Source organism: Mesorhizobium sp. WSM1293, from assembly GCF_000513875.1.
Taxonomy (GTDB): Bacteria; Pseudomonadota; Alphaproteobacteria; order Rhizobiales; family Rhizobiaceae; genus Mesorhizobium; species Mesorhizobium ciceri.
In genome coordinates this window covers 316433-337065 of the sequence record NZ_AZUV01000004.1, presented here as the reverse complement: position 1 = coordinate 337065, position 20633 = coordinate 316433, and the positions used below count along the sequence as shown (strand labels likewise).

The following is a 20633-nucleotide window of genomic DNA, read 5'->3' as shown; positions in this document are numbered from 1 at the left end:
GACGGTGCGTTGTCACGCCACCGCCCGCACCGTGTCGGTTTCGCGAGAGCCTGACGTCTCGACCATGCGATGGTAGGTGATCGTACCGCCGGGAATCGTTCATCTCATGCCAAGCCGTAAGCCGAAACTGATACTCGTCCATGAGCCGGAAAAGGCTTGTTTCGACCGTCTGTTCGCCGACGGCCATGCGTCGCAGCGCGCAACCGAAATCGCGTCCTATCTGGCGCAGTCGACCGATCTCGCTCCTGAATTCGACGTGCTTGGCCGTGCCTGCCACGCACGCGGCCTGTCGTTCACGCCGGTGGCGCTCGACGACGCTGCCAGCGTGCTCGCCGGCGAGCATCCCAGCACAACGCTGGTCTGGACGCTGACCGACGGCATTGCCTATTTCCGCGGCGGCGCGGCGCCCGCTTTGGCGCGACTGGGCGGTTTCAAGACAATCGGCGCCGACGATGCGCTGTTCGCGCTCTGCCAGGACAAGTTCCGCTCCGGCGCCGTGCTCGGCGCGCTCGGCCTGCCGGTGCCACAGGCTGGGCTCGCGCGTGACGGCCAATGGCTGGTCGAGCCGCCGGCCTCGCCCGCCGGCTGGTTCGTCAAGCCCAACCGGCTCGGCGCCAAGATCGGCATATGGCCGGATTCGCGCTGCAGCGATCTCGCCCACGCTTTGGAGCTCAGCCGGCGCGTCTTTTCGGCCTATCGCGACGATGTCGTCGTCCAGCCTTATGTCGCCGGCCGCAACGTGCGCGCCAGTTTCCTCGGCCTGGTACCAGATGCCGGGGTAGAAGCGCTTGGCGTGGCCTTTGTCGATTCAGGCGCCGATTTCCAGACCATGGCCGACAGCCTGGCGCTCTACGGCGACACTGGCGAGGCAGCGAAAGCGGCGGGACATTACGCCGAGCCGGAGCTCGTCGCGGTCGCCGACAGCCAGCCGGCCGCCGACGCCAGGATTCGTGCGATCGCCGGGCGGCTGATGAGCGGGCTCGGCCTGCGCGACGTGTTTTCCATCGATCTCAGGGTCGAGGCCGACGACACCGTCCACCTCATCGAGTTCGAGGTCTGCCCCGGCCTGCCCTGCTTCGATTTCCGCGCCTATTGCCGCCAGCAATGGAGCCTCGAGCTTGCCGATGCCATAGCCGAGACAGCGGCGAGCCGGCTGATCGGCCAAGAGCATCGCGCCTGAAGGCGCTACGGCAGATCGCGGGCCGACCGGCGGACGCGTTTCACTACGGCATTCGCTCGACCGCCTGCAAGGCGGGATCCATCTTGTCCCAGGCATGGCCGTGGCTCGTGTAAGTCACCATCTGTGGGCTGAACTGTTCCGGATCGTCGAGGCTGGCCGCATGGACCGCTATGAATTCCGGCATGGCGACGGATATCAGAAAGACCGGCGTTCCGCAGGTTGGACAGAAGGTGTGGATTTTTTCATTGCCGCTGGCGCCCGCCACGCGCCAGGTGCTCACCTCCCCGGTAATGGCCATATCGGCGCGCTGGCCGAAGGTCAGGTAGGATCCGTGGCCGGTGCCTGAGCGCTTCTGGCAATCGCTGCATTGGCAGTGGTTCTGGAAGATAGGCTCGTCATTGGTCTCGTAACGGATCGCGCCGCATGCGCAGCCGCCGGTATAGTGGTTGGTCATTGTCGTTCTCCACGGGTCTGATTCTGCTCGAGGTCGCAACATCAGGCCGATTTCGGCTTGGCGAAAATGTCGATGCCGCTGCCGGTTTCAAGGAAGGATTTCAAGCTGGACAGCACCGCCGGCCAGCCCTGGCTGACGCCCTTCGCCATGCCGCTGCCGGCTTCGAGCTCGTCATGGCTGACGGTCAGCCGCACCATGGTGTCGTATTCCTCGATGGCGAACGTCACGCGGCTGGTTTTTGACGGATCGTCCGCCTGCGAAGCGTTCGCCCAGGTGATGACGAGGCGGGTCGGCGGCGAAATCTCGACGACCTTGCCGACGAGTTCGACGGTCCGTTCGTCATTGGCGCGGATGTGTTCCCATTTCGAACCCGGCTTCCAGTCGGAGACATTCTCGTGGCCCCAGTAGCGTTTTGCGATCTCGGGCTTGATTATCGCCTCGAACACCTTCTGCGGCGTCGAGCGGATATAGGTCACGTAGACAAAGCTCGTGGTCTCTCTGGTGGTCATTGGTCTTCTCCTTCGAGTTCCTGCTTCAGGTCGTGCAGCAGGCTGAGCCGCTGCCGTTCGAATTTCCGTACCCAGCGCTCGTAGACTTCGTGCAGCGGCACGGGATTGATGAAATGCAGCTTTTCGCGGCCGCGCTTGACCGTGCTCACCAGATTGGCCGCCTCCAGCAGGTCGAGGTGCTGGGTGGCGGATTGCCTGGCCATGTCCAGATGATCGCAAAGCTGACCGAGCGTCTGCCCGTTCTGCTCGCACAGAAGGTCGAGCAGCCTTCTGCGCGTCGGGTCGCCCAGCGCTTTGAAAACCTTGTCGGCGTCCATCTGCCTCACTCTGTTGTAAGGCATAATATGCAGGTAAATACCTGCATGTCAACCGGCAATCCGACCGGCGTTGCGCTCGTCGGCACGGCTCCGCACCTGGCAACTGCTCCAGGCAGATCACCGTGAAATCGCGGAGCAAAGATATGTAAAATGAGCCTGCGAGGCTTCAAACGCCGCCAGGCTCTATCCGATTTTGAGCACGTCTCCGGCTAAAACCGGAACTATGCTTGCAGGGGACCTCAGGCGCCCTCGACCAGGACGATCTCGCCATCGGCGACCTTCTGGCGGATGGCGGCGGCGCGCTGGTATTCCGGCGAATGGTAGCAATCGTGTGCGGCAGCCAGCGATTCGAACTCGATGATGACATTGCGTGCGCGGCCGGGGCCTTCGGCCTTTTCATGCTCGCCGCCGCGCGCCAGGAACTTCGCCCCGAAGCGCTCGAAGGCAGGTTTGGCGGCGGCGACATAGTCCTTGTAGCCTTCCGCGTCGCGCACATCGACACGAGCGATCCAATATCCCTTGGGCATTTTCTTGGTCTCCGAACTTGTTCCTGGAAATCTCAGGCCGAGCGCATCTCGTCGAGGATGGCTTCGGCCGCTTCCCGTTTGTTGGCCGCAGCAATGATCGGACGGCCGACGACGAGGTGGCTGGCGCCGTTGCGAATCGCCTGGCCCGGCGTCACCACGCGCTTCTGGTCGCCATGGTCGCTGCCCGCCGGCCGGATGCCGGGCGTCACCACCGCCATGTCGGGTCCCACGATCCGGCGCACCGCCTCGGCCTCCGCGGCCGAGCAGACGATGCCGCCCATGCCGGCATGCAGCGCCTGTTCCGAGCGCCTAAGCACCAGCGTATGCGGATCGTACTCATAGCCGACGTCGATCATGTCCTGCTCGTCCATCGAGGTCAGAACGCTGACGGCAAGCAGGCAAAGGTCGCTGCCTCTGGCCGCCTCTACGGCGGCCTGCATAGCCTTGGGATAGGCGTGAATGGTCAGCATGGTCACGCCCATCTTGACGATGTTCTCGACACCCTTGGCCACCGTGTGGTCGATGTCGAGCAGCTTCATGTCCAGGAAGACGTTGGTGCCGCCGCTGGCCAGCTCCCTGGCGAAGTCGAGCCCGCCGGCGAAGGCAAGCTGGTAGCCGATCTTGTAGAAGGAGACGATGCCGTCGAGTTCGCGCACTGCCTGCTCGGCTTGCTTCACTGTCGGCACGTCGAGGCCGACGATGAGCCGGTCGCGCATGCTATTGGCGATCATGCCTCGATCCGGGTGGACAGCAGGCGCGAGGTCTCGATCAGCGTGCGGCATAGGTGCTCCATCGATTTGTGCAGTCTTTCGTCACGGAAATTTCCATCCTCGTCGAAGGCGTCACCGCCGTCGGGCACCGAGCATTCCGGCGTCACCACCTCCATCTGGCAACGCACCAGCACCGCGCGCAGATGGTTGATGCAGCGGATACCGGCAAAGTGCCCGTTGGAGGACGAGCAGAGGCCAACGACCTTGCCGGCCAGCGGCCTGACTGGCCGGCCACCATCCCTGCGCACCCGGCTCACCCAGTCGATCGTGTTCTTGAGCAGCGGCGGAATGGAGCCGTTATATTCGGGTGTGGCGATCAGCAGCCCGTCATGGGCGACAATCAGACGGCCGAGTTTCTGGGCGTTTTCGGGAACGCCTTTTTCCTTTTCCAGGTCTTCGTCCATGATCGGCAGGGGGTATTCGGCGAGCGAGATGCGGGTCACCTCGGCACCTTGCATGGCGAGTTCCTTTTGCGCCACGTCGGCGGCCCTGCCGCTATAGGCGCCGCTGCGCACCGAGCCGGCGAAGACGAGGATTTTCGGGATCACTGCCATTGGCCACCCTTGTTCCCGGACAGGTACAGCCAAGGACGGCTCAAATCAACGGCTGGATAGGGGAATAGGGCAGTAGGGAATATGGGAGTAGAAAATAGCCTGGAAATGGAACCCTTCATCCCTACTCCCTTACTCCCCTATTGCCTTATTCCCTTCTCACTAGTGCGCTTCGCGGCGATAGATCCACAGCTGCGTCGGAGGAATGTTGCGGAGGATGAAATCGAAATGCTTGACCGTGTAGTCACCGCGGCCGGCCGGGATCGGCGACATCGGTCCGTAGGTCAGCTGCACGATCGGCCGTCCGGCCGGGATGCGGTCGAGCAGGCTCTCGATATAGGCGATGCGCTGGGCGACCGGAAAGTTGAGCAGCGGCACGCCCGAAACGACGGAATCGAAGATCATCCCGCTCTTGTCGCCAAGCGTGGCGTTGAGGTTGAAGGCGTCGCCCTCGATGACGTTGACGCCGGGATAGAGCCGCCGCAGGTGACGAACGAAATCCGTGGAATATTCGACAGCGTAGAGGTTTTCGGGGCGTACGCCCTGGGCGAGAATGGCGCGGGTGATGACGCCGGTACCGGGACCGACCTCGAGCACTGGCAGGCCGGATTTAGGATTGACGATCGAGGCCATCTTGCGCGCGGTGATCGAACTGGTCGGCACGATCGAGCCAACCGTCTTCGGCTTGTCGATCCAGCCCTTGAAGAATTTGAGTTCGTCGTCGAACTTTTCGACAAGCGCCTTCCGCAGTCCAGGGCCACGTGTCATGCAAGCTCTCCTCAGCGCTCCCCGCAAAGTTACTTAGCACCTGAGCGGTGCTAGGCAAGGCGCGGCCGGACGCATGTCGTGGATAAGATAATTTTCGTCGCGTCTCAAGGGGCGACGCGATTCAAGGATTTACGCGTGGCAAATCGGCTTACGCGGGCCAAAGCGCATCAACGCTCGCCGAAAGACTCGAAGAAATCCTTCATACGGGCGAAAAAGCCGCTCGATTGAGGCGAATTGTCCTGCGAGGAGAGCTGTTCGAACTCCTCCAGAAGTTCGCGCTGGCGCCGGGTCAGGTTCTGCGGCGTCTCGACCGCGGTCTGGATGTAGAGGTCGCCGACATTAGGCTGGCGCAGCACAGGCATGCCCTTGCCCTTGAGGCGGAACTGGCGCCCGTTCTGTGTGCCTTCGGTCACCTTGACCTTGGTCTGCGTGCCGTCCAGCGTCGTCACCTCGAAGGAGCCGCCAAGGGCTGCCGTCGTCATCGAGATCGGCACCTTGCAATAGAGATCGGCGCCGTCGCGTTGGAAGAACTCGTGCGGTTTGACCGCCAGGAAAATATAGAGGTCGCCCGAGGGCCCGCCGCGCAGGCCGGCTTCGCCCTCATTGGCAAGGCGGATGCGGGTGCCGTCCTCGATGCCGGCCGGGATGTTGACCGACAGCGAACGCTCCTCGGTGACGCGGCCCTGGCCGGCGCATTTCGGGCACGGATCCTTGATCGTCTGGCCGCGCCCCTGGCATTGCGGGCAGGTCCGCTCGATCGAGAAGAAGCCTTGCGTGGCGCGCACCTTGCCGTGGCCGTTGCACATCGAGCAGGTGACGGGCTGGGTGCCGGGCTTGGCGCCGCTGCCCGAACATTCAGAGCACGAGATCGACGCCGGCACCCGGATCTGTGCGGTCTTGCCGGCAAAAGCCTCTTCCAGGGTGATTTCCATGTTGTAGCGCAGGTCGGCGCCGCGCTCGCGGCCGCCCGACGAGCGGCGCTGGCGCCCGCCCATCATGTCGCCGAAAATGTCCTCGAAAATGTCGGCGAAGCCGCCGGCGCCAAAGCCTTGGGCCCCGCCATTCATGCCGCCCTGTTCGAAGGCGGCGTGACCGAAGCGGTCATAGGCCGCGCGCTTCTGCGGGTCTTTCAGCGTCTCGTAGGCTTCGTTGATTTCCTTGAACTTGTGCTCGCAGGAATGGTCGCCGGGGTTGCGATCGGGATGGAATTGCATGGCGAGCTTGCGGAAAGCGCTCTTGAGCTCCTTCTCATCGGCGCCTTTTTGCACGCCCAGCGTCTCGTAGAAATCAGCTTTCATTTTTTCCCGCTGTCCGGATGCTCAACGTCTTGAAGCATTGTTGCGTCTCTTGCCGGCACTGACGCTTCGATTTAGGTGCGATGGAAGGGGGATGCCAGTGTCGACGCGGCTTTGCCTGCATTTTTTCAGCAAGGCCCGCTGTTTTTCTGCAAGGGGTTGCAAAAAAGCCCGGCCTTCGCCGGGCTTTTCGCTTTATCTTGCCGTCAAACGGTTCAGGCCGACTTCTTCTTGTCGTCGTCCTCGTCGATTTCCTCGAAATCGGCGTCGACAACGTCACTGTCCTTGGCGGCGTCCGCCTTGGCGTCGGCTTCCGCCGCTTCCTTCTGCGAAGCCTCGTACATGGCTTGGCCAAGCTTCATAGAAGCCTCGGCCAGCGCCTGGCTCTTGGCTTCGATGTCGGCCGCGTCGTCGCCTTCGGTCGCGGTCTTCAGCGCCGCGATCGCGTCGGAGATCGCCGTGCGCTCGCCTTCCGAAACCTTGTCGCCATATTCCTTCAGCGACTTCTCCGAGGAATGCAGCAGCGCTTCGGCCTGGTTGCGGGCCTCGACCAGCGCACGCCGCTTCTTGTCGGTCTCGGCATTGGCCTCGGCGTCCTTGACCATCTTCTCGATGTCGGCGTCCGAAAGACCACCCGATGCCTGGATGCGGATCTGGTGCTCCTTGCCGGTGCCCTTGTCCTTGGCCGAAACGTTGACGATGCCGTTGGCGTCGATGTCGAAGGTGACCTCGATCTGCGGTACGCCGCGCGGCGCCGGCGGAATGCCGACCAGGTCGAACTGGCCGAGCGCCTTGTTGTCGGCGGCCATTTCGCGCTCACCCTGGAAGACCCGGATGGTCACTGCCGACTGTGAGTCCTCGGCCGTCGAGAACACCTGGCTCTTCTTGGTCGGGATCGTCGTGTTGCGTTCGATCAGGCGGGTGAACACGCCACCCAGCGTCTCGATGCCGAGCGACAGCGGCGTCACGTCGAGCAACAGCACGTCCTTGACGTCGCCCTGCAGCACGCCGGCCTGGATGGCGGCGCCGAGAGCGACGACCTCATCCGGATTGACGCCCTTGTGCGGCTCCTTGCCGAAGAACTGCTTCACGATTTCCTGGATCTTGGGCATGCGGGTCATGCCGCCGACCAGGACGACTTCGTCGATCTCGCCCGCCTTCAGGCCGGCATCCTTCAACGCCGCCTTGCAAGGGGCAATCGTGCGCTGGACGAGGTCGTCGACCAGCTGCTCGAACTTGGCGCGCGTCAGCTTCAGCGTCAGGTGCTTCGGCCCGGTCGCGTCGGCGGTGATGAAGGGCAGGTTGATTTCGGTCTGGGTGGTCGACGACAGCTCGATCTTGGCCTTTTCAGCCGCCTCCTTGAGGCGCTGCAGGGCAAGCTTGTCGTTCTTCAGGTCGATACCCTGTTCCTTCTTGAACTCGGCCGCCAGGTATTCGACCAGGCGCATGTCGAAATCCTCGCCGCCGAGGAAGGTGTCGCCATTGGTCGACTTGACCTCGAACACGCCATCGCCGATTTCGAGCACCGAAATGTCGAACGTGCCGCCGCCAAGGTCATAGACGGCAATGGTCTTGCCTTCCTTCTTGTCGAGGCCATAGGCAAGCGCTGCCGCGGTCGGCTCGTTGATGATGCGCAGCACTTCAAGGCCGGCGATCTTGCCGGCATCCTTGGTCGCCTGGCGCTGGGCGTCGTTGAAATAGGCCGGAACGGTGATGACCGCCTTCTCGACCTTTTCGCCGAGATAGGCTTCCGCCGTCTCCTTCATCTTCTGCAGGATCATGGCCGAAATCTGCGAGGGCGACTGCTTCCTGCCGCCGGCTTCGACCCAGGCATCGCCATTGTCGCCCTTGACGATTTTGTAGGGGACAAGCTTCTTGTCCTTCTCCGTCACCGGATCGTCATAGCGGCGGCCGATCAGGCGCTTGACCGCGAAGATGGTGTTTTCAGGATTGGTGACCGCCTGGCGCTTGGCCGGCTGGCCGACCAGACGTTCGTCGTCGCCCGAGATGGCGACGATGGAAGGCGTCGTGCGCGCGCCTTCCGCATTCTCGATTACCTTGGGCTCCTTGCCATCCATGATGGCGATGCAGGAGTTGGTGGTGCCGAGATCGATACCGATTACTTTTGCCATTTCTCTAGTCTCTCCGCTAAGCAGGCTCTCAGGACCCGTACAGGCGTTCCGACGAAAGCCCCTGTTCACAAGAAATCCCGTTCCGGCAACCGGCATTCCGGCGCCGAACGGCTTGGCGCGTATATAAGAACAGGCGGCATCGCGCGCAAGCATTCTGCGCAGGCCTTCCATGAACCTTTCCATCTCCGCCCGCGACTGATCTCCAGGTGCCGCATGGTGCGGCCCGGAAAGGAAGCCCCCATGACCAATAACCCAGAGGCTCTGAGGTCTCCGGGAACAACAGGAGCTCGGCGCGACCACCGCCTTCGGGACGGGGTCGATGCGCTGGGCTTTCCGCTGATTCCGTTGACCCTGCGTAAGACCAGGCGTATCGTCGTCTTGAGGAAAGCAGACAATTCGATCAGGGAAGAACGAGCCGGACCGCCGCGCCTTGCCCTGATTTGCGCGGCCAGCCCCGACGTTCTCCCGTCGACTACGGGGGGTAGTGTCATGTCTCGCATCCGCGGCTCGTTCGTGTCGTCTCTTGATGGCGGCTTGCGCCGTGCTGTGCATCCAGGCGGGTTGCTGGCGCTGGCACTCGGCCTGTGGCTGGGCGCCGCGCAGGCGCAGGAAACCCGGATCATCTATCCCGGCTCGATGGCGGTGACCGGATTCTCCGGCACCATCATTCCCAATTTCGACCCCCCTGATTCCGAAAAAGAGGGCCTGCCGCCCGGCGTCGATCCGGTCGACGAAACCTTCATCGACCCCACGCGCGCCACCTTGCGCGTGTTCGACGTTTCGCATCTGGGCGGCCCAGCCTCCGGCCAGCTGGTCAACACGCCGCCGCCCTTCGAGGTGACGGCGGAGCAGATCGGCCAGGTGTTCGGCGTCACCTATGATGACGGCGTGCGCGACGGCGTTCCATCGGGCATTCCCAATCTCTATGCCGGCGCCACCTCGCTGCACGGCATCCGTATCGTCACCCCGGATGCCGACGATGACGGCCGCCCCGAGAGGCAGCGCCGCGGCGCTGCCGGTGCCACCTTCATGGATGGCCAGTTCGGCACCGAAAACGGTGGTGGGCCGGGCACCGTCTGGAAGATCGACGGCATCACCGGCCAGGTCTCCAAATTCGCCGACATCGACACCAACAGCGGTCCCGGCATCGGCAATCTCACTTTCGACGCCACTCACCGCGAGTTCTTTGCGTCCGATCTCGACACCGGCCTGATCCATCGCATCGACGCCGAAGGCAGACTGATCGACAGCTTCGATCACGGCGTTGCCGGCCGGCCCACGCATGGGCTCGCTCCCGTCGCCGACGATGGTTCGGTGATGGACATACAAGGTGCCGCCTTCGATAGCGAAGACCCCGACAGCTGGGGCTACACGCAGGACGAGCGCCGCGTCTGGGGTGTCTCCTACCATGGCGGCCGGCTCTACTATTCGGTCGGCGAAAAGTCGGAAATCTGGTCGGTGGGCATCGCTCGCGACGGCAGTTTTGCCGGTGACCCGCGCTGGGAACTGACGGTCAGGGCCGACAAGGACTACGCCGTCACCGACATCGCCTTCGACAATAGCGGCTTCATGTACCTCGCCCAGCGCGGTCCGGTCGAGAACCGTTACGATTACAGCCAGTTCGCCGATTCCGGTAAAGGCGAGGTCATCCGCTACTTCCGGGAGAACCCGGACGATCCGGAAACGGAATCGGTCTGGGTCGAAGTGCCGCAGGAATATGCGGTCGGCTTCCCCCAAGGCAACCGGCAGTCGGCCGGCGGTCTTGATCTGCAATATGGCTATGATGCCGACGGCAATCTCGACAGCTCCGTCTGCACGCAGACGCTGGTCAACACGGGCGACAAGCTGCGCGACAATCCTTCACTCGCCGAACAGCTCGCAGCCGGCGGGCCGCTGGCCGTACACGGTGTGCAGATCACGCCGAAAGAGCTGGTCAAGCCGGCCAATGTGCCGCCCTTCGGCTCATGGTTCGTCGACTTCGACGGTTATTTCGAAGACCCGGAGGTCGAGGGCCATGTCGGCGATGTTGCCGTCTGGCACCCTTGCGAGGGCCGCGCCGGCTATTACGAGGAAATCCCGGGCGGCTACCTGCCCCCCTTCTACCCGCCGGATTTCCCACCACCCGGCAACCTGCCTCCATGTCTCGACGTCGACGACGTCCAGTATTACTGCACGCCTTCCGGCCTCGAGGCCGATCTCTATCTCCATGACCATGCCGGCTTCGGCGGCGATTCGATCAAGGTCCAGTCCAGGACGCCAGGCGTCGGGGTGACATCATCCCAGTCGCATGCGCCCGGCAAGCCCTACACGATCGACATCACCGGCCACTATCCGGGCGACACAGTCGATGTCGGGCTCTGCTTCTACAGGAAGTCCGACAAGGACAAGGGTGGCTATTACCCTTGCTGCAAGATGACTTTGCCGCTCAGAACCCCAGCCGCCAGCTGCGAACGTTGAGGAGGGGAAGATGAAAAATCTCGCACTCTCCCCGCTCGCAACGAACGCCCAAACAACCGTCATGGAGACGATCATGAAACCCCTGTCATACGCCAGGCGCGGCGCGCGCTGGCTGATGGCGGCCGGTATCGCGGTCGCCATGTTCACCCCGGTGCAAGGCTTTGCAGAAGACGCTGCCTCGATCACCCCGGAGCTGAAGCTCGATCTCGACAGTTCGCGCGTCGTCACTCCGAGGCCTGACCAGGTGGTGCCTTTCTTCACCAAGACAGGCACTCAAAGAGGCTGCGATTACGTCGTCTACTCGCTGAGCTTCGGCTTGCGCGGCGATCCGCAGGGCCTTGCCGACCCGAGCCTCGAGGCCAGGCTGAAGAAGGTCAGGATCGACTTCAAGGACCAGCTTCCGCACGGCCTTGCGATCATCAACGTCAACGTGTCCGGCGACGGCACGGATTCGTCCGGCGGACCACTGCCGGGTGCAACGATCAGCACTTCGGCAAATCCGAACGATACTGCCACGGTTTCCGACTTCCGCATCTCCACGTCCGATCTCGACGGCGTCGGCGCTGCCAACGAGCGTGTGATCAACTTCGCGATCACGGCCAAGATCGATCGTGCGGCATTTCCCGCGCCGACGATCGTCGACAACCAGGGCATGATCAAGGTGACGGCCGGACCGGGCACCGGGACCATCATCCCGTCGCAGGATCCGGGCAAGCCCGACGACGGTGACTTCAAGACCGGCGTGAAGACCTCGATCAAGATCGACGTCACCAAGTGCAATCCGCCACCGCCACCTCCGGGCAAGGAATGCTTCAAGGTGGAACGCGGCACGGTCGACTGCGTGCCCGGCGGCGGCGCCTTCATCTACCACATGCCGGTCGGCCCGGAGATGGGCGGCAAGTGGGTGCAGGTGTCGACGAGCACGCCCGGCATCAATATCATCCCCGATACCCAATTGGTGCCGGCGGGCGGCGGTGTGCTCAACTGGAAGATCGTCGGTGCCTCGCCCGGCGACGTCATCCACCTCATCGTCACCGGCATCGAAACCTATGCCGGTCCGAAGGAAGGCTGGGGCCTGTGCTGCACGCAGACGATCGACATCGTCATCCCGCGTGACCAGAGGTGCCCGCCTAGGGACAAGGAGCCGGACCTCAAGGTCGAGAAACGCGCCGACGTGACGCGTTGCACGATGGGCGGCGGCTGCGACTTCACCATCAGGGTCACCAATGTCGGCACCGGTGCCTACCACGGCAAGATCGTGCTCGACGAGGTGACGCTGCCGGCCGGCTCGACGCTCGATTCAGGGCCAAATCCACCCTGGGTCTGCGTACCCGGAACCACCCCGATGACCTGCACACATCCGGTGACCACGCTCAATCCGGGGGCCTCCGTCGACCTCAAGCTCGGCTTCAAGCCGGCCGGAGGCTGGCAAGGCGGTGCTTTACGCAACTGCGCCACCTACAATTATGGCGCCAGCGGCAAGCCGCTGTTCGGCAGCCAGTCGAACGATCGCGGCTGTGCCTCGATCCCGATCTGCCGGCGCGGCGACCGTGACCGCGACTGCCGGCCGCCGGTGGAGAAGAAGGTCGACCTGATCCTGAAGAAGCGTGCCCGCGTCCCGGTCTGCTCGGCCGACGGCATCTGCACCTTCGTGATCGACATCATCAACAACGGCACATCGACCTATAACGGACCGCTGACGGTGATCGACAGCTATCCGGGCGGCGCGCCGTCGTCCTCGACCTTCGGCCCGAACCCGCCCTGGACATGCGGACCGAACGGCCCCGGCCAGTTCCGTTGCGACAATGCCGGCATCTCGCTGCCTGCGGGCGCCTCGACGCCGATCTTCGTGAAGGCGGTCATGCCGGCCGGCTACCAGTCGGACACTGTCGAGAATTGCGCTGAGGTGAAGCCCATCCCCGGTGAAAACGACCTCACCAACAACAAGGCCTGCGCCAAGGAACGCTTCCGTCATCCCAATGGCGGCAAGCCGACCCTGCGCATCACCAAGGTGTGCAACGGCTCGCTCGCCGGTGCCGCGGTCGTCTCTTGCCGCATCACCGTCATCAGCCTTGGCACCGCTGCCCCCACCGGTCCGGTGCGGGTCAACGATGCCGCCACGCTGGTGGCCGGCGGCGCGCCCGTCCAGATCCAGACCGTCACCCCCGACGGCGCGGAATGGGCGTGCGGACCGGTTCCGGCCAATGCGCTGTCGTGCCAGATTCCCGGTGCCGTTATGACACCTGGAACCAGCCGCCACTTCGACGTGACGGTCTCGGCGAATGGCGCGTTCGAAAACTGCGCGCGCGGCTCCTATGGGCCTGCGCCGGGCGACGACGTCGTCCATCCCTTTGGCCAGGCCTGCGCCAAGGGCGGCGGTTCTTCGACCATCCGTGTCGAAAAGACCGGCGACCGCGAATGCAGGCTCGGCCAACCCTGCTCGTTCGAGATCACCATCACCAATGACGGAGCGACCGCCTTCTCCGGGCCGGTCCGCATCGGCGATGCGATCGGCGTGGAGGGGCTCGGCAGGCTGGAAGGCGTTGAGATCACCTCGATCGATCCGCCCTTCGGCTGCTCGCCGGAACCGGCAACCTTGCCTGCGTCCTGCATTGCCAACCTGACGCTCGGCGCCGGCGAAAGCCGGGTGCACCATGTCACCGTGGTCATTCCCGACGACGGCCGCCTGGCCAATCTGCAGGGCAATGTCAGCGGCCAGAACTGCGTCGGCGTGCTGTCTCCCGACACACGGGTGCAGGGCGGTGGCGACGTGCTTGGCGGCGATCAGATCAATGTGCAGGGCGATCGCGGCAAGGCCTATGCCTGCCATCCCTTCACCATTAGCCAGGAGGAGACGAGGAAGGAATGCTCGCAAGGCTTCGTCATGAACGATGCCGGCCGCTGCGTCTGCCCCGAAGGCACCACCTACCGCAACGGCCAGTGCTCGCCGGGCGGTGGTATCGTGCCGAAGCCGGAACAGCCGAAACGCTGTGTGCTGCTCGAGGGCCAGATCCGCACCGAGGACGGACGCTGCGTCTGCCCACGCGGAACCGGGCTCGAGAACGGCAGGTGCGTCAGGACCGACAAGCCCGAGCAGTGCACTATCCGTGGCCAGGTCCACAATGCGGATGGCGATTGTGTTTGCCCCAGGGGAACCGAGATCAGGGGCAATGCCTGCCGCCCGATCCAGCCAAAGCCGGAGCAGTGCACGATCCGTGGCCAGGTCCACGATGCCGATGGAGACTGTGTCTGCCCGCGAGGGACCGAGGTGCGCAATGGCGCCTGCCGTCCGATCCGGCCGAAGCCTGAGCAGTGCATCATCCGTGGCCAGGTCCACGACGCGGACGGAGACTGCGTCTGCCCGCAAGGCAACGAGGTCAGAAACGGCGCCTGCCGCCCGATCCGGCCAAGGCCTGACCAGTGCACCATCCGTGGCCAGGTCCACGACGCCGACGGCAATTGTGTCTGCCCGAGGGGTACCGAGGTGCGGGGCAATGCCTGCCGGCGCAAGCAGCCGACGCAGGAGCAATGCGACATACGCGGCCAGGTCCACAACAAGCGCCGCGAGTGTGTCTGCCCGCGCGGCACCGAGGTGATCAACGGCGCATGCCGCAGGCAGGAGGTGGAATGCGCACCGGGCTCGCAGATGATCGATGGCCAGTGCCAGCCGATCATCAGGAGGCGCTGCCCGGAAGGCACGATCGGGCGCTACCCGAACTGCCGGGCGGTCCGCGGACAACCGTCGCTGGAGCTGAACCCCGGCCTGCTGCTGCAGCAGGTGCTGCCACGGCGCAGGCCGCAAGTCGAACAGCGGCAGGACCAGGTTCCAGACAGAATCCTGAAGCTCCAGCAGCAATAACCACCTGCTCGACACGAGACCAGAAACCCCGCCGGAGCAATCCGGCGGGGTTTTCTTCGCAGCTGTGGGGACAAGCGGGAATTGGCCGCAGCATGATCGCGGATAACGGCACGCGTCCCAGCCTGCGCGTCGACCGCGCCTGCACCCTCGACAAGTCGGCTGCGGCGCATTAGGCAGTCGATAGGGTGGCCAACGAGAAGGACACTCGGAAAGGCCGCATCCATGAGCAGAAAGACCCTGATTGCACCATCGGTGCTGGCATCGGATTTTTCCAAACTCGGCGATGAGGTCGAAGCGGTAGCGGCAGCCGGCGCCGACTGGATACATCTCGATGTTATGGACGGGCATTTCGTGCCCAACATCACCTTTGGCCCGCCAGTGATCAAGGCGATCCGCAACCGCACCAAGGCCTTCTTCGACTGCCATCTGATGATTGCCCCGGCCGACCCCTATCTGGCCGCTTTCGCCGAGGCCGGCTGCGACGGTTTGACCGTCCATGCCGAGGCCGGCCCGCATCTTGACCGCTCGCTGCAGACCATCAGGAACCTTGGCAAAAAGGCCGGTGTGTCGCTCAATCCGGCGACGCCGGAAAGCGTGGTCGAATACGTGCTCGACCGGCTCGACCTGATCCTGATCATGACCGTCAATCCGGGCTTCGGCGGCCAGGCCTTCATCCCAGCGATCGTCGACAAGGTGAAGCGGGTCAAGGCCCTCATCGGAGGCCGGCCGATCCGAATCGAGATCGACGGCGGTGTTTCAGCCGAAACCGCGCCGCTGGTCACCGCTGCCGGCGCCGATGTGCTGGTGGCGGGCGCCGCCATCTTCAAAGGCGGCAGCGTCGAGGCTTATCGGCAGAACATCCAGGCGATCAGGACGGCAGCCGATAAGGCAGCCGGTTGATCAGCAGTGTTCCCGCGTCAGCCCTGCATGCCGGCTAAGGTTCTGGTGCCGGGCGGGTTTGTGAAGCTTTTGGGGCAACGGCATCGGATGTGAGCGATTGCCTGATTCGGTTTTCAGCTCCGTCGTCTATGCCCAAAGCAGACAGTTGATCTCGCACGAATACAAAAGAACAAAAAGAACAGGTTCTCCTGCGTGCATACAAAACATGTTAAGTGCCCGCAGGTTGTGAAAATGCACGGAATTACAGCATTGAACTCCCAAATGCCGCATATTCCTTTGTGCTAAAGTACAATAACGTGATCTTCTGCTTGAGCAGGCGAATCTTCGCGCTGTATGGTACAAGTACGAGAAGGCGAATGCTTTCGGACTCGAATCGCCCGGGACAAGTCCTGGGGACAAGGAGTCGCTTTGACATACGGAGCTGCCAATCTGAACGACGACGCTGCCGGACCGAAGAGCACGCTTGCCACTACGGTCTATCAGCAATTGCGGGACGATCTTCTCGGCGGTGTCCTTGAAGCCGAGAGCAAGCTGCGGGTCGAGTGGGTGGTCTCCAAATATGGGGCCGGCGCCTCGCCTGTCCGCGAAGCCCTCAATCGCCTCGCCTCGGAAGGGCTTCTCGGCCGGCACGACCAGCGCGGCTTCTTCATCATGCCGGTCAGCGCCTCGGAACTCGAGGAGCTGACGCGCACCCGCTGCTGGCTCGAGGAGCGAGCGCTTCGCGAATCCATCGCCCACCGCACCGCCGAATGGGAAGAACAGCTCGTGCTGGCGCTGCATCGCCTGGGACGCGCGTCACGCCTGGCACCGCAGAATCTCTTCTCGCTCAATCCCGATTGGGAGAGGCTGCATCGCATCTTCCACAGGGTGCTGATTTCGGCCTGCCGGTCGCAATGGCTGGTGGGGTTTTGCGACCAGCTCTCCGATCACGCCTATCGCTACCGGCAAATGGCCAATGATGGCGAAGGCGTCCAGCGCGACGATTTCGGCGAGCATCGTCTGATCGCCGAATATGCCCTGGACGGCAATGCCGACGGTGCCGTCGAGGCCCTGCTCAACCACTACCGGTTGACTGCGGCCATGTGCATGAAGCGCTTCGAGCAGGACGAGGAAACGAAAGAAATCGCCGGCAAACGCGCTCGGCGATAGCAGTCGTTTCCTGGCGGGTCTCTTGTGCTCGTTTCTTGCACGCAACCTGCGTCGGCGACCGCTGTCGGCGGGCTTGACGGCGCGGCTAAGAACCGCGAACTCTCGCCGCCGAGGCATGCCGCGACAGGCGCATGCTCAGCGCCGCAGCACCCCAGGGAAGTCTTCATGAGCAATCATCTGTTCGATGCGTTCCGGTTCCGGATGCCGGCGCCAGCGCGCTTGCTGATGGAAACCGATGATGGCCGCTCGATCACCTATGGCGATATGCTGGCCCGCTCGGCGCAGTTTGCGCATGCGCTCCTGCAACTGGATGTCGAGCCCGGTGACCGCGTTGCCGTGCAGGTCGAGAAGAGCCCGGAAGCGGTCATGCTCTATCTCGCCTGCCTGCGCGCCGGCGCCGTCTTCCTGCCGCTCAACACCGCCTACACGCTGGCTGAGCTGGAGTATTTCTTCGGCGACGCAGAACCACGCCTGGTCGTCTGCGATCCGGCAAGAGCGGCCGACATCGGCGCGCTGGCGGAAAAGACGGGCGCCGTCACCGTCACGCTCGGCCGCGATGGCCGGGGATCGCTGACCGACCAGGCCTCGCGGCTGCCGACGGATTTTCATGACGTGGCGCGCGGGCCGGATGACCTCGCGGCAATCCTCTACACGTCGGGGACCACCGGCCGTTCGAAAGGCGCCATGCTCAGCCACGAGAACCTTGCTTCGAACGCGCGCGTGCTGGTCGAGCACTGGCGTTTCACCGGAGACGACGTGCTGATCCACGCATTGCCGATCTTCCACACGCACGGCCTGTTCGTCGCCACCAACGTCGTCCTGATGGCCGGCGCCTCGATGCTGTTCGAGCAGAAGTTCGATCCGGCCCGCATCGCCTCGCTGCTGCCGCGTGCCACGGCCCTGATGGGGGTGCCGACCTTCTACGTGCGCCTGCTGCAGCATGAGGGGCTGGACCATGAGGCGGCGAAAAACATCCGTGTGTTCATTTCCGGGTCGGCGCCGCTGCTGGCCGAGACGCACAAGATCTGGCGCGAGCGCACCGGCCACGCGATCCTCGAACGCTACGGCATGACCGAGACCAACATGAACACCTCGAACCCCTATGAGGGCGAGCGGCGCGCCGGCACCGTCGGTTTCCCCTTGCCCGGCGTCACGCTTCGCATCACCGATCCCGACAGCGGCGCAGCGCTTGCGCAGGGCGAGGTCGGCATGATCGAGGTGAAGGGCCCAAATGTTTTCGGCGGCTATTGGCGCATGCCGGAGAAGACCAAGGCGGAATTCCGCGCCGGCGGTTTTTTCATCACCGGCGATCTCGGTACGATCGACGCCGACGGTTATGTCCACATCGTCGGCCGCGGCAAGGACCTGATCATATCGGGCGGCTACAACATCTACCCGAAGGAGCTCGAAAGCGAGATCGATGCGCTCGACGGGGTTAGCGAAAGCGCCGTCATCGGCGTTGCCCATCCGGATTTCGGCGAAGGCGTCACCGCCGTCGTCGTGCGGGCGCCGTCATCGCGGATCACCGGTGCCGAAATTCTCGGCGCCATCGCCGGACGGGTGGCGAAATACAAGCATCCGAAGCGGGTGATCTTCGTCGATGAACTGCCGCGCAACACCATGGGCAAGGTACAGAAGAACCTGCTGCGCGACACCTACAAGGACATATACGCATCATAGTTGCGCGGAGCCCGGGGCAGCGGCGCCTTACTCCTTGCGCGCCCTTTCGACCCGACTGCCGGAGCCCCACAAGGCGCGCTTCAGCAGGTTGCGCTTGCGCGGCACGAGGTTGATGTCGCTGACAAGCTTGGCGCCGCCCTCGCGCCGTTCGAGGGTGATCTTGCGGCTGTGGAAGGCTTCCAGCTCGGCACGGTGCGCCACGCTGATGATGGTGACATCGGGCAATTCGCGGATCATCGTCGCCATCATGGCGTCCTGGCTCTTCTCGTCGAGCGCCGAGGTTGCTTCATCCAGCACGACGATATCGGGGCGGTGCAGCAGCAGGCGCGCGAAAGCGAGACGCTGCTTTTCGCCGCCCGACAGCGTCTGGTCCCATGGCGCTTCTTCCTTGATCCTTTCGGCAAGATAGGCCAAGCCGACCTTGTCCAGGGCGGCCTTGATCTGTTTGATCGTCCACTTGTCCGCGGCCGCGGGATAGGCGACCGCGCGGCGAAGCGTGCCCGAGGGGATGTAGGGACGTTGCGGCAGCATGAACAGTCGCCTGTCGGCATGAAAATTGACGCTGCCGCCGCCCCACGGCCACAGGCCGGCAACGGCCCGCACCAGCGTCGACTTGCCCGAGCCGGATTCGCCAGCCACCAGCACACGCTCGCCCGGTTCGATCGCAACCTCGGTTTCCTTGACCACAGAGGTGCCGTCGTCGAGCGTGACGGAGAGATCGTCGAGGCTGAGCATCGCACCGTCTTCGGTTTCGCCGTGCTGGATGCGTCCGAGCGCGTCGCTCTGCTCCGCACGCTCGAGCCCGTCGAGCGACATCATCAGCGAGGCGATGCGCCGCGCCGAGGCGTTCCAGTCGGCAAGACGCGGGTAGTTGTCGACCAGCCATCCGAACGCGCCCTGCACGATGGCGAAGGCGGAGGCAGCCTGCATCACCTGTCCGAGCGACATCGAGCCTTCGAGGAATTTCGGCGCGCAGAGCAGGACCGGCACGACCGGCGCAAACAGGCTCGACCCCTGCGATACCAGCGCCGTGCGCATGTGCTGGCCCGTCAGCAGCGCCCATTGCCTGAGCACATGACCGAAATTCCTGTCGATGCCGCTGCGCTCCTCCTCCTCGCCGCCGAGCAATGCGATGCTCTCGCCGTTTTCGCGTACCCGCGTCAGCGTGTAGCGGAATTCGGCTTCCGCCTGGTTCTTCTGCTCGGAGAGGCGGACGAAATGCCGGCCGATGACCACCATCGACGTGGAGGTGATGGCGGCATAGATGACTGCGGTGATGACGAGGAAGCCGGGAATGGTCAGGTTTTCGCCACCGATCGGCAAGGTGAGCGCGCCGCCGATCGTCCACAGCACCACGATGAAGGTCGAGGCCGACAGGAACGCATTGAGGACGCCGGAGATGAAATCGACCGGTGACTCGGTGGCGATCCGCAGATCCTCCGTGAGGCGGGCTTCGGGGTTCGAGTGGTCGCCGGCGACGAGATTCAACTGGTAGTAGCGGCCATTGGCAAGCCAGCGTGCGATGACGGCGGTGGTCAGCCAGGAACGCCAGCGGCGCTGGATCGTCATGCGCAGATAGACCTGCGCGACCACAAGGCCCGCGCTTCCAGCGACGAGCGGCAGGAATATGGCGCTAAGCACATAGACGGTGTGGACGTTGCGTTGCTCGATGGCGTCGAAGAAGGAGCGGTTCCAGACGTTGATCCCGTATTGAAAGCCGACATTGACGCAGATCAGGATCAACAGCCCGATCGTGAGCGGCCAGGCAAGCCCATCGCCCCGCCTGGCCCAGTAGCCGCGCCCGCTGATCCAGAAACGCCGCAGCAGGTATTTCCGGCGCGCCTGCTCGGCTTCTTCGGGCGTCAGTTGCGGATCCGGCTCGACAGCCTCCGGGGGCGGTCCCGGCTGGCCGTCGACCTCGGGGGCAGCTTCGGCAGTCGGCGGTTTTTTTTCGCGCAGATCCTCGTGGCGCGGCCTCTGGTCACGCGGCGCTTGCTGTCGCGGCTTCAAGGCACCGCGCGGTTTGATGCCGTCGGCCTGTTTCAATTTGGGTTTCGCCTCGGACATACGCTCCGACAACGACCT

General features: G+C 63.7%; 16 protein-coding genes. 6 read left to right on the top strand and 10 right to left on the bottom strand.

Going from position 1 to position 20633, the window contains the following annotated elements; genetic code table 11:
* Positions 1–106 precede the first annotated feature (106 nt).
* Positions 107–1180 carry a hypothetical protein gene (locus M729_RS0107135; RefSeq protein ID WP_027161174.1) on the top strand — a complete coding sequence of 358 codons (1074 nt, stop codon included), beginning with the start codon at positions 107–109 and terminating at the stop codon, positions 1178–1180.
* A gap of 43 nt (positions 1181–1223) precedes the next feature.
* Here the strand turns inward: M729_RS0107135 and M729_RS0107130 are convergent, their stop codons facing one another.
* The 9 genes from M729_RS0107130 to dnaK form a co-directional block, all read right to left on the bottom strand.
* Complete coding sequence (locus tag M729_RS0107130; RefSeq protein WP_027161173.1) at positions 1224–1634, bottom strand: GFA family protein; 411 nt, start codon at positions 1632–1634, stop codon at positions 1224–1226.
* Positions 1635–1675: 41 nt separating this feature from the next.
* The gene (locus M729_RS0107125; protein WP_027161172.1) at positions 1676–2143 is read right to left on the bottom strand and encodes an SRPBCC family protein; all 468 of its coding nucleotides are present in this window, start codon (positions 2141–2143) and stop codon (positions 1676–1678) included.
* Positions 2140–2460 carry a metalloregulator ArsR/SmtB family transcription factor gene (locus tag M729_RS0107120; RefSeq protein WP_013528592.1) on the bottom strand — a complete coding sequence of 107 codons (321 nt, stop codon included), beginning with the start codon at positions 2458–2460 and terminating at the stop codon, positions 2140–2142. The genes M729_RS0107125 and M729_RS0107120 overlap by 4 nt, the downstream gene beginning before the upstream one ends.
* A 239-nt stretch (positions 2461–2699) precedes the next feature.
* Positions 2700–2987, bottom strand: coding sequence for a DUF1330 domain-containing protein (locus tag M729_RS0107115; RefSeq protein WP_013528591.1), 288 nt, complete (start codon positions 2985–2987; stop codon positions 2700–2702).
* A 32-nt stretch (positions 2988–3019) separates the two neighbouring features.
* Positions 3020–3718: an orotidine-5'-phosphate decarboxylase gene (gene pyrF / locus M729_RS0107110; protein ID WP_013528590.1), complete on the bottom strand. Its 699-nt coding sequence runs from the start codon at positions 3716–3718 to the stop codon at positions 3020–3022.
* A complete protein-coding gene (locus tag M729_RS0107105) occupies positions 3715–4311 on the bottom strand; it encodes an NADPH-dependent FMN reductase (RefSeq protein ID WP_024502157.1) in 597 nt (198 codons plus the stop codon). Before M729_RS0107105 ends, pyrF begins: the two co-directional genes overlap by 4 nt.
* A 159-nt stretch (positions 4312–4470) precedes the next feature.
* Positions 4471–5076, bottom strand: coding sequence for a phospholipid N-methyltransferase PmtA (pmtA, locus tag M729_RS0107100; RefSeq protein WP_027161171.1), 606 nt, complete (start codon positions 5074–5076; stop codon positions 4471–4473).
* Between the two features lie 167 nt (positions 5077–5243).
* Positions 5244–6374 carry a molecular chaperone DnaJ gene (gene dnaJ / locus M729_RS0107095; protein ID WP_013528587.1) on the bottom strand — a complete coding sequence of 377 codons (1131 nt, stop codon included), beginning with the start codon at positions 6372–6374 and terminating at the stop codon, positions 5244–5246.
* 212 nt (positions 6375–6586) lie between these two features.
* Positions 6587–8503, bottom strand: coding sequence for a molecular chaperone DnaK (gene dnaK, locus M729_RS0107090; protein ID WP_024502156.1), 1917 nt, complete (start codon positions 8501–8503; stop codon positions 6587–6589).
* 213 nt (positions 8504–8716) lie between these two features.
* On the opposite strand from dnaK, the gene M729_RS0107085 reads away from it, so the two are divergent.
* The 5 genes from M729_RS0107085 to M729_RS0107060 all read left to right on the top strand — a co-directional run bounded on the left by M729_RS0107085 (position 8717) and on the right by M729_RS0107060 (position 18548).
* Positions 8717–10960 carry a hypothetical protein gene (locus M729_RS0107085; RefSeq protein ID WP_032808071.1) on the top strand — a complete coding sequence of 748 codons (2244 nt, stop codon included), beginning with the start codon at positions 8717–8719 and terminating at the stop codon, positions 10958–10960.
* 10 nt (positions 10961–10970) lie between these two features.
* Positions 10971–14819 (top strand): DUF11 domain-containing protein, encoded by a 3849-nt coding sequence (locus tag M729_RS0107080; RefSeq protein WP_027161169.1) that lies wholly within the window; start codon positions 10971–10973, stop codon positions 14817–14819.
* A 222-nt stretch (positions 14820–15041) separates the two neighbouring features.
* On the top strand, positions 15042–15719 hold the full coding sequence (gene rpe, locus M729_RS0107070) for a ribulose-phosphate 3-epimerase (RefSeq protein ID WP_027161168.1): 678 nt from the start codon (positions 15042–15044) through the stop codon (positions 15717–15719).
* 408 nt (positions 15720–16127) lie between these two features.
* On the top strand, positions 16128–16868 hold the full coding sequence (locus M729_RS0107065) for a GntR family transcriptional regulator (protein WP_027161167.1): 741 nt from the start codon (positions 16128–16130) through the stop codon (positions 16866–16868).
* Positions 16869–17033: 165 nt separating this feature from the next.
* Entirely contained in the window at positions 17034–18548 is a 1515-nt protein-coding gene (locus M729_RS0107060; RefSeq protein WP_027161166.1) for a malonyl-CoA synthase, read from the top strand.
* Between the two features lie 27 nt (positions 18549–18575).
* On the opposite strand, the gene M729_RS0107055 is transcribed toward M729_RS0107060, so the two are convergent.
* Positions 18576–20615, bottom strand: coding sequence for an ABC transporter ATP-binding protein/permease (locus M729_RS0107055; RefSeq protein ID WP_027161165.1), 2040 nt, complete (start codon positions 20613–20615; stop codon positions 18576–18578).
* Between the last annotated feature and the right edge of the window lie 18 nt (positions 20616–20633).

Coding starts and splice junctions, on each gene's coding strand:
- M729_RS0107135 (WP_027161174.1), top strand. CDS start 107: ATGCCAAGCCGTAAGCCGAAACTGATACTCGTCCATGAGCCGGAAAAG.
- M729_RS0107130 (WP_027161173.1), bottom strand. CDS start 1,634: ATGACCAACCACTATACCGGCGGCTGCGCATGCGGCGCGATCCGTTAC.
- M729_RS0107125 (WP_027161172.1), bottom strand. CDS start 2,143: ATGACCACCAGAGAGACCACGAGCTTTGTCTACGTGACCTATATCCGC.
- M729_RS0107120 (WP_013528592.1), bottom strand. CDS start 2,460: ATGGACGCCGACAAGGTTTTCAAAGCGCTGGGCGACCCGACGCGCAGA.
- M729_RS0107115 (WP_013528591.1), bottom strand. CDS start 2,987: ATGCCCAAGGGATATTGGATCGCTCGTGTCGATGTGCGCGACGCGGAA.
- pyrF (WP_013528590.1), bottom strand. CDS start 3,718: ATGATCGCCAATAGCATGCGCGACCGGCTCATCGTCGGCCTCGACGTG.
- M729_RS0107105 (WP_024502157.1), bottom strand. CDS start 4,311: ATGGCAGTGATCCCGAAAATCCTCGTCTTCGCCGGCTCGGTGCGCAGC.
- pmtA (WP_027161171.1), bottom strand. CDS start 5,076: ATGACACGTGGCCCTGGACTGCGGAAGGCGCTTGTCGAAAAGTTCGAC.
- dnaJ (WP_013528587.1), bottom strand. CDS start 6,374: ATGAAAGCTGATTTCTACGAGACGCTGGGCGTGCAAAAAGGCGCCGAT.
- dnaK (WP_024502156.1), bottom strand. CDS start 8,503: ATGGCAAAAGTAATCGGTATCGATCTCGGCACCACCAACTCCTGCATC.
- M729_RS0107085 (WP_032808071.1), top strand. CDS start 8,717: ATGGTGCGGCCCGGAAAGGAAGCCCCCATGACCAATAACCCAGAGGCT.
- M729_RS0107080 (WP_027161169.1), top strand. CDS start 10,971: ATGAAAAATCTCGCACTCTCCCCGCTCGCAACGAACGCCCAAACAACC.
- rpe (WP_027161168.1), top strand. CDS start 15,042: ATGAGCAGAAAGACCCTGATTGCACCATCGGTGCTGGCATCGGATTTT.
- M729_RS0107060 (WP_027161166.1), top strand. CDS start 17,034: ATGAGCAATCATCTGTTCGATGCGTTCCGGTTCCGGATGCCGGCGCCA.
- M729_RS0107055 (WP_027161165.1), bottom strand. CDS start 20,615: ATGTCCGAGGCGAAACCCAAATTGAAACAGGCCGACGGCATCAAACCG.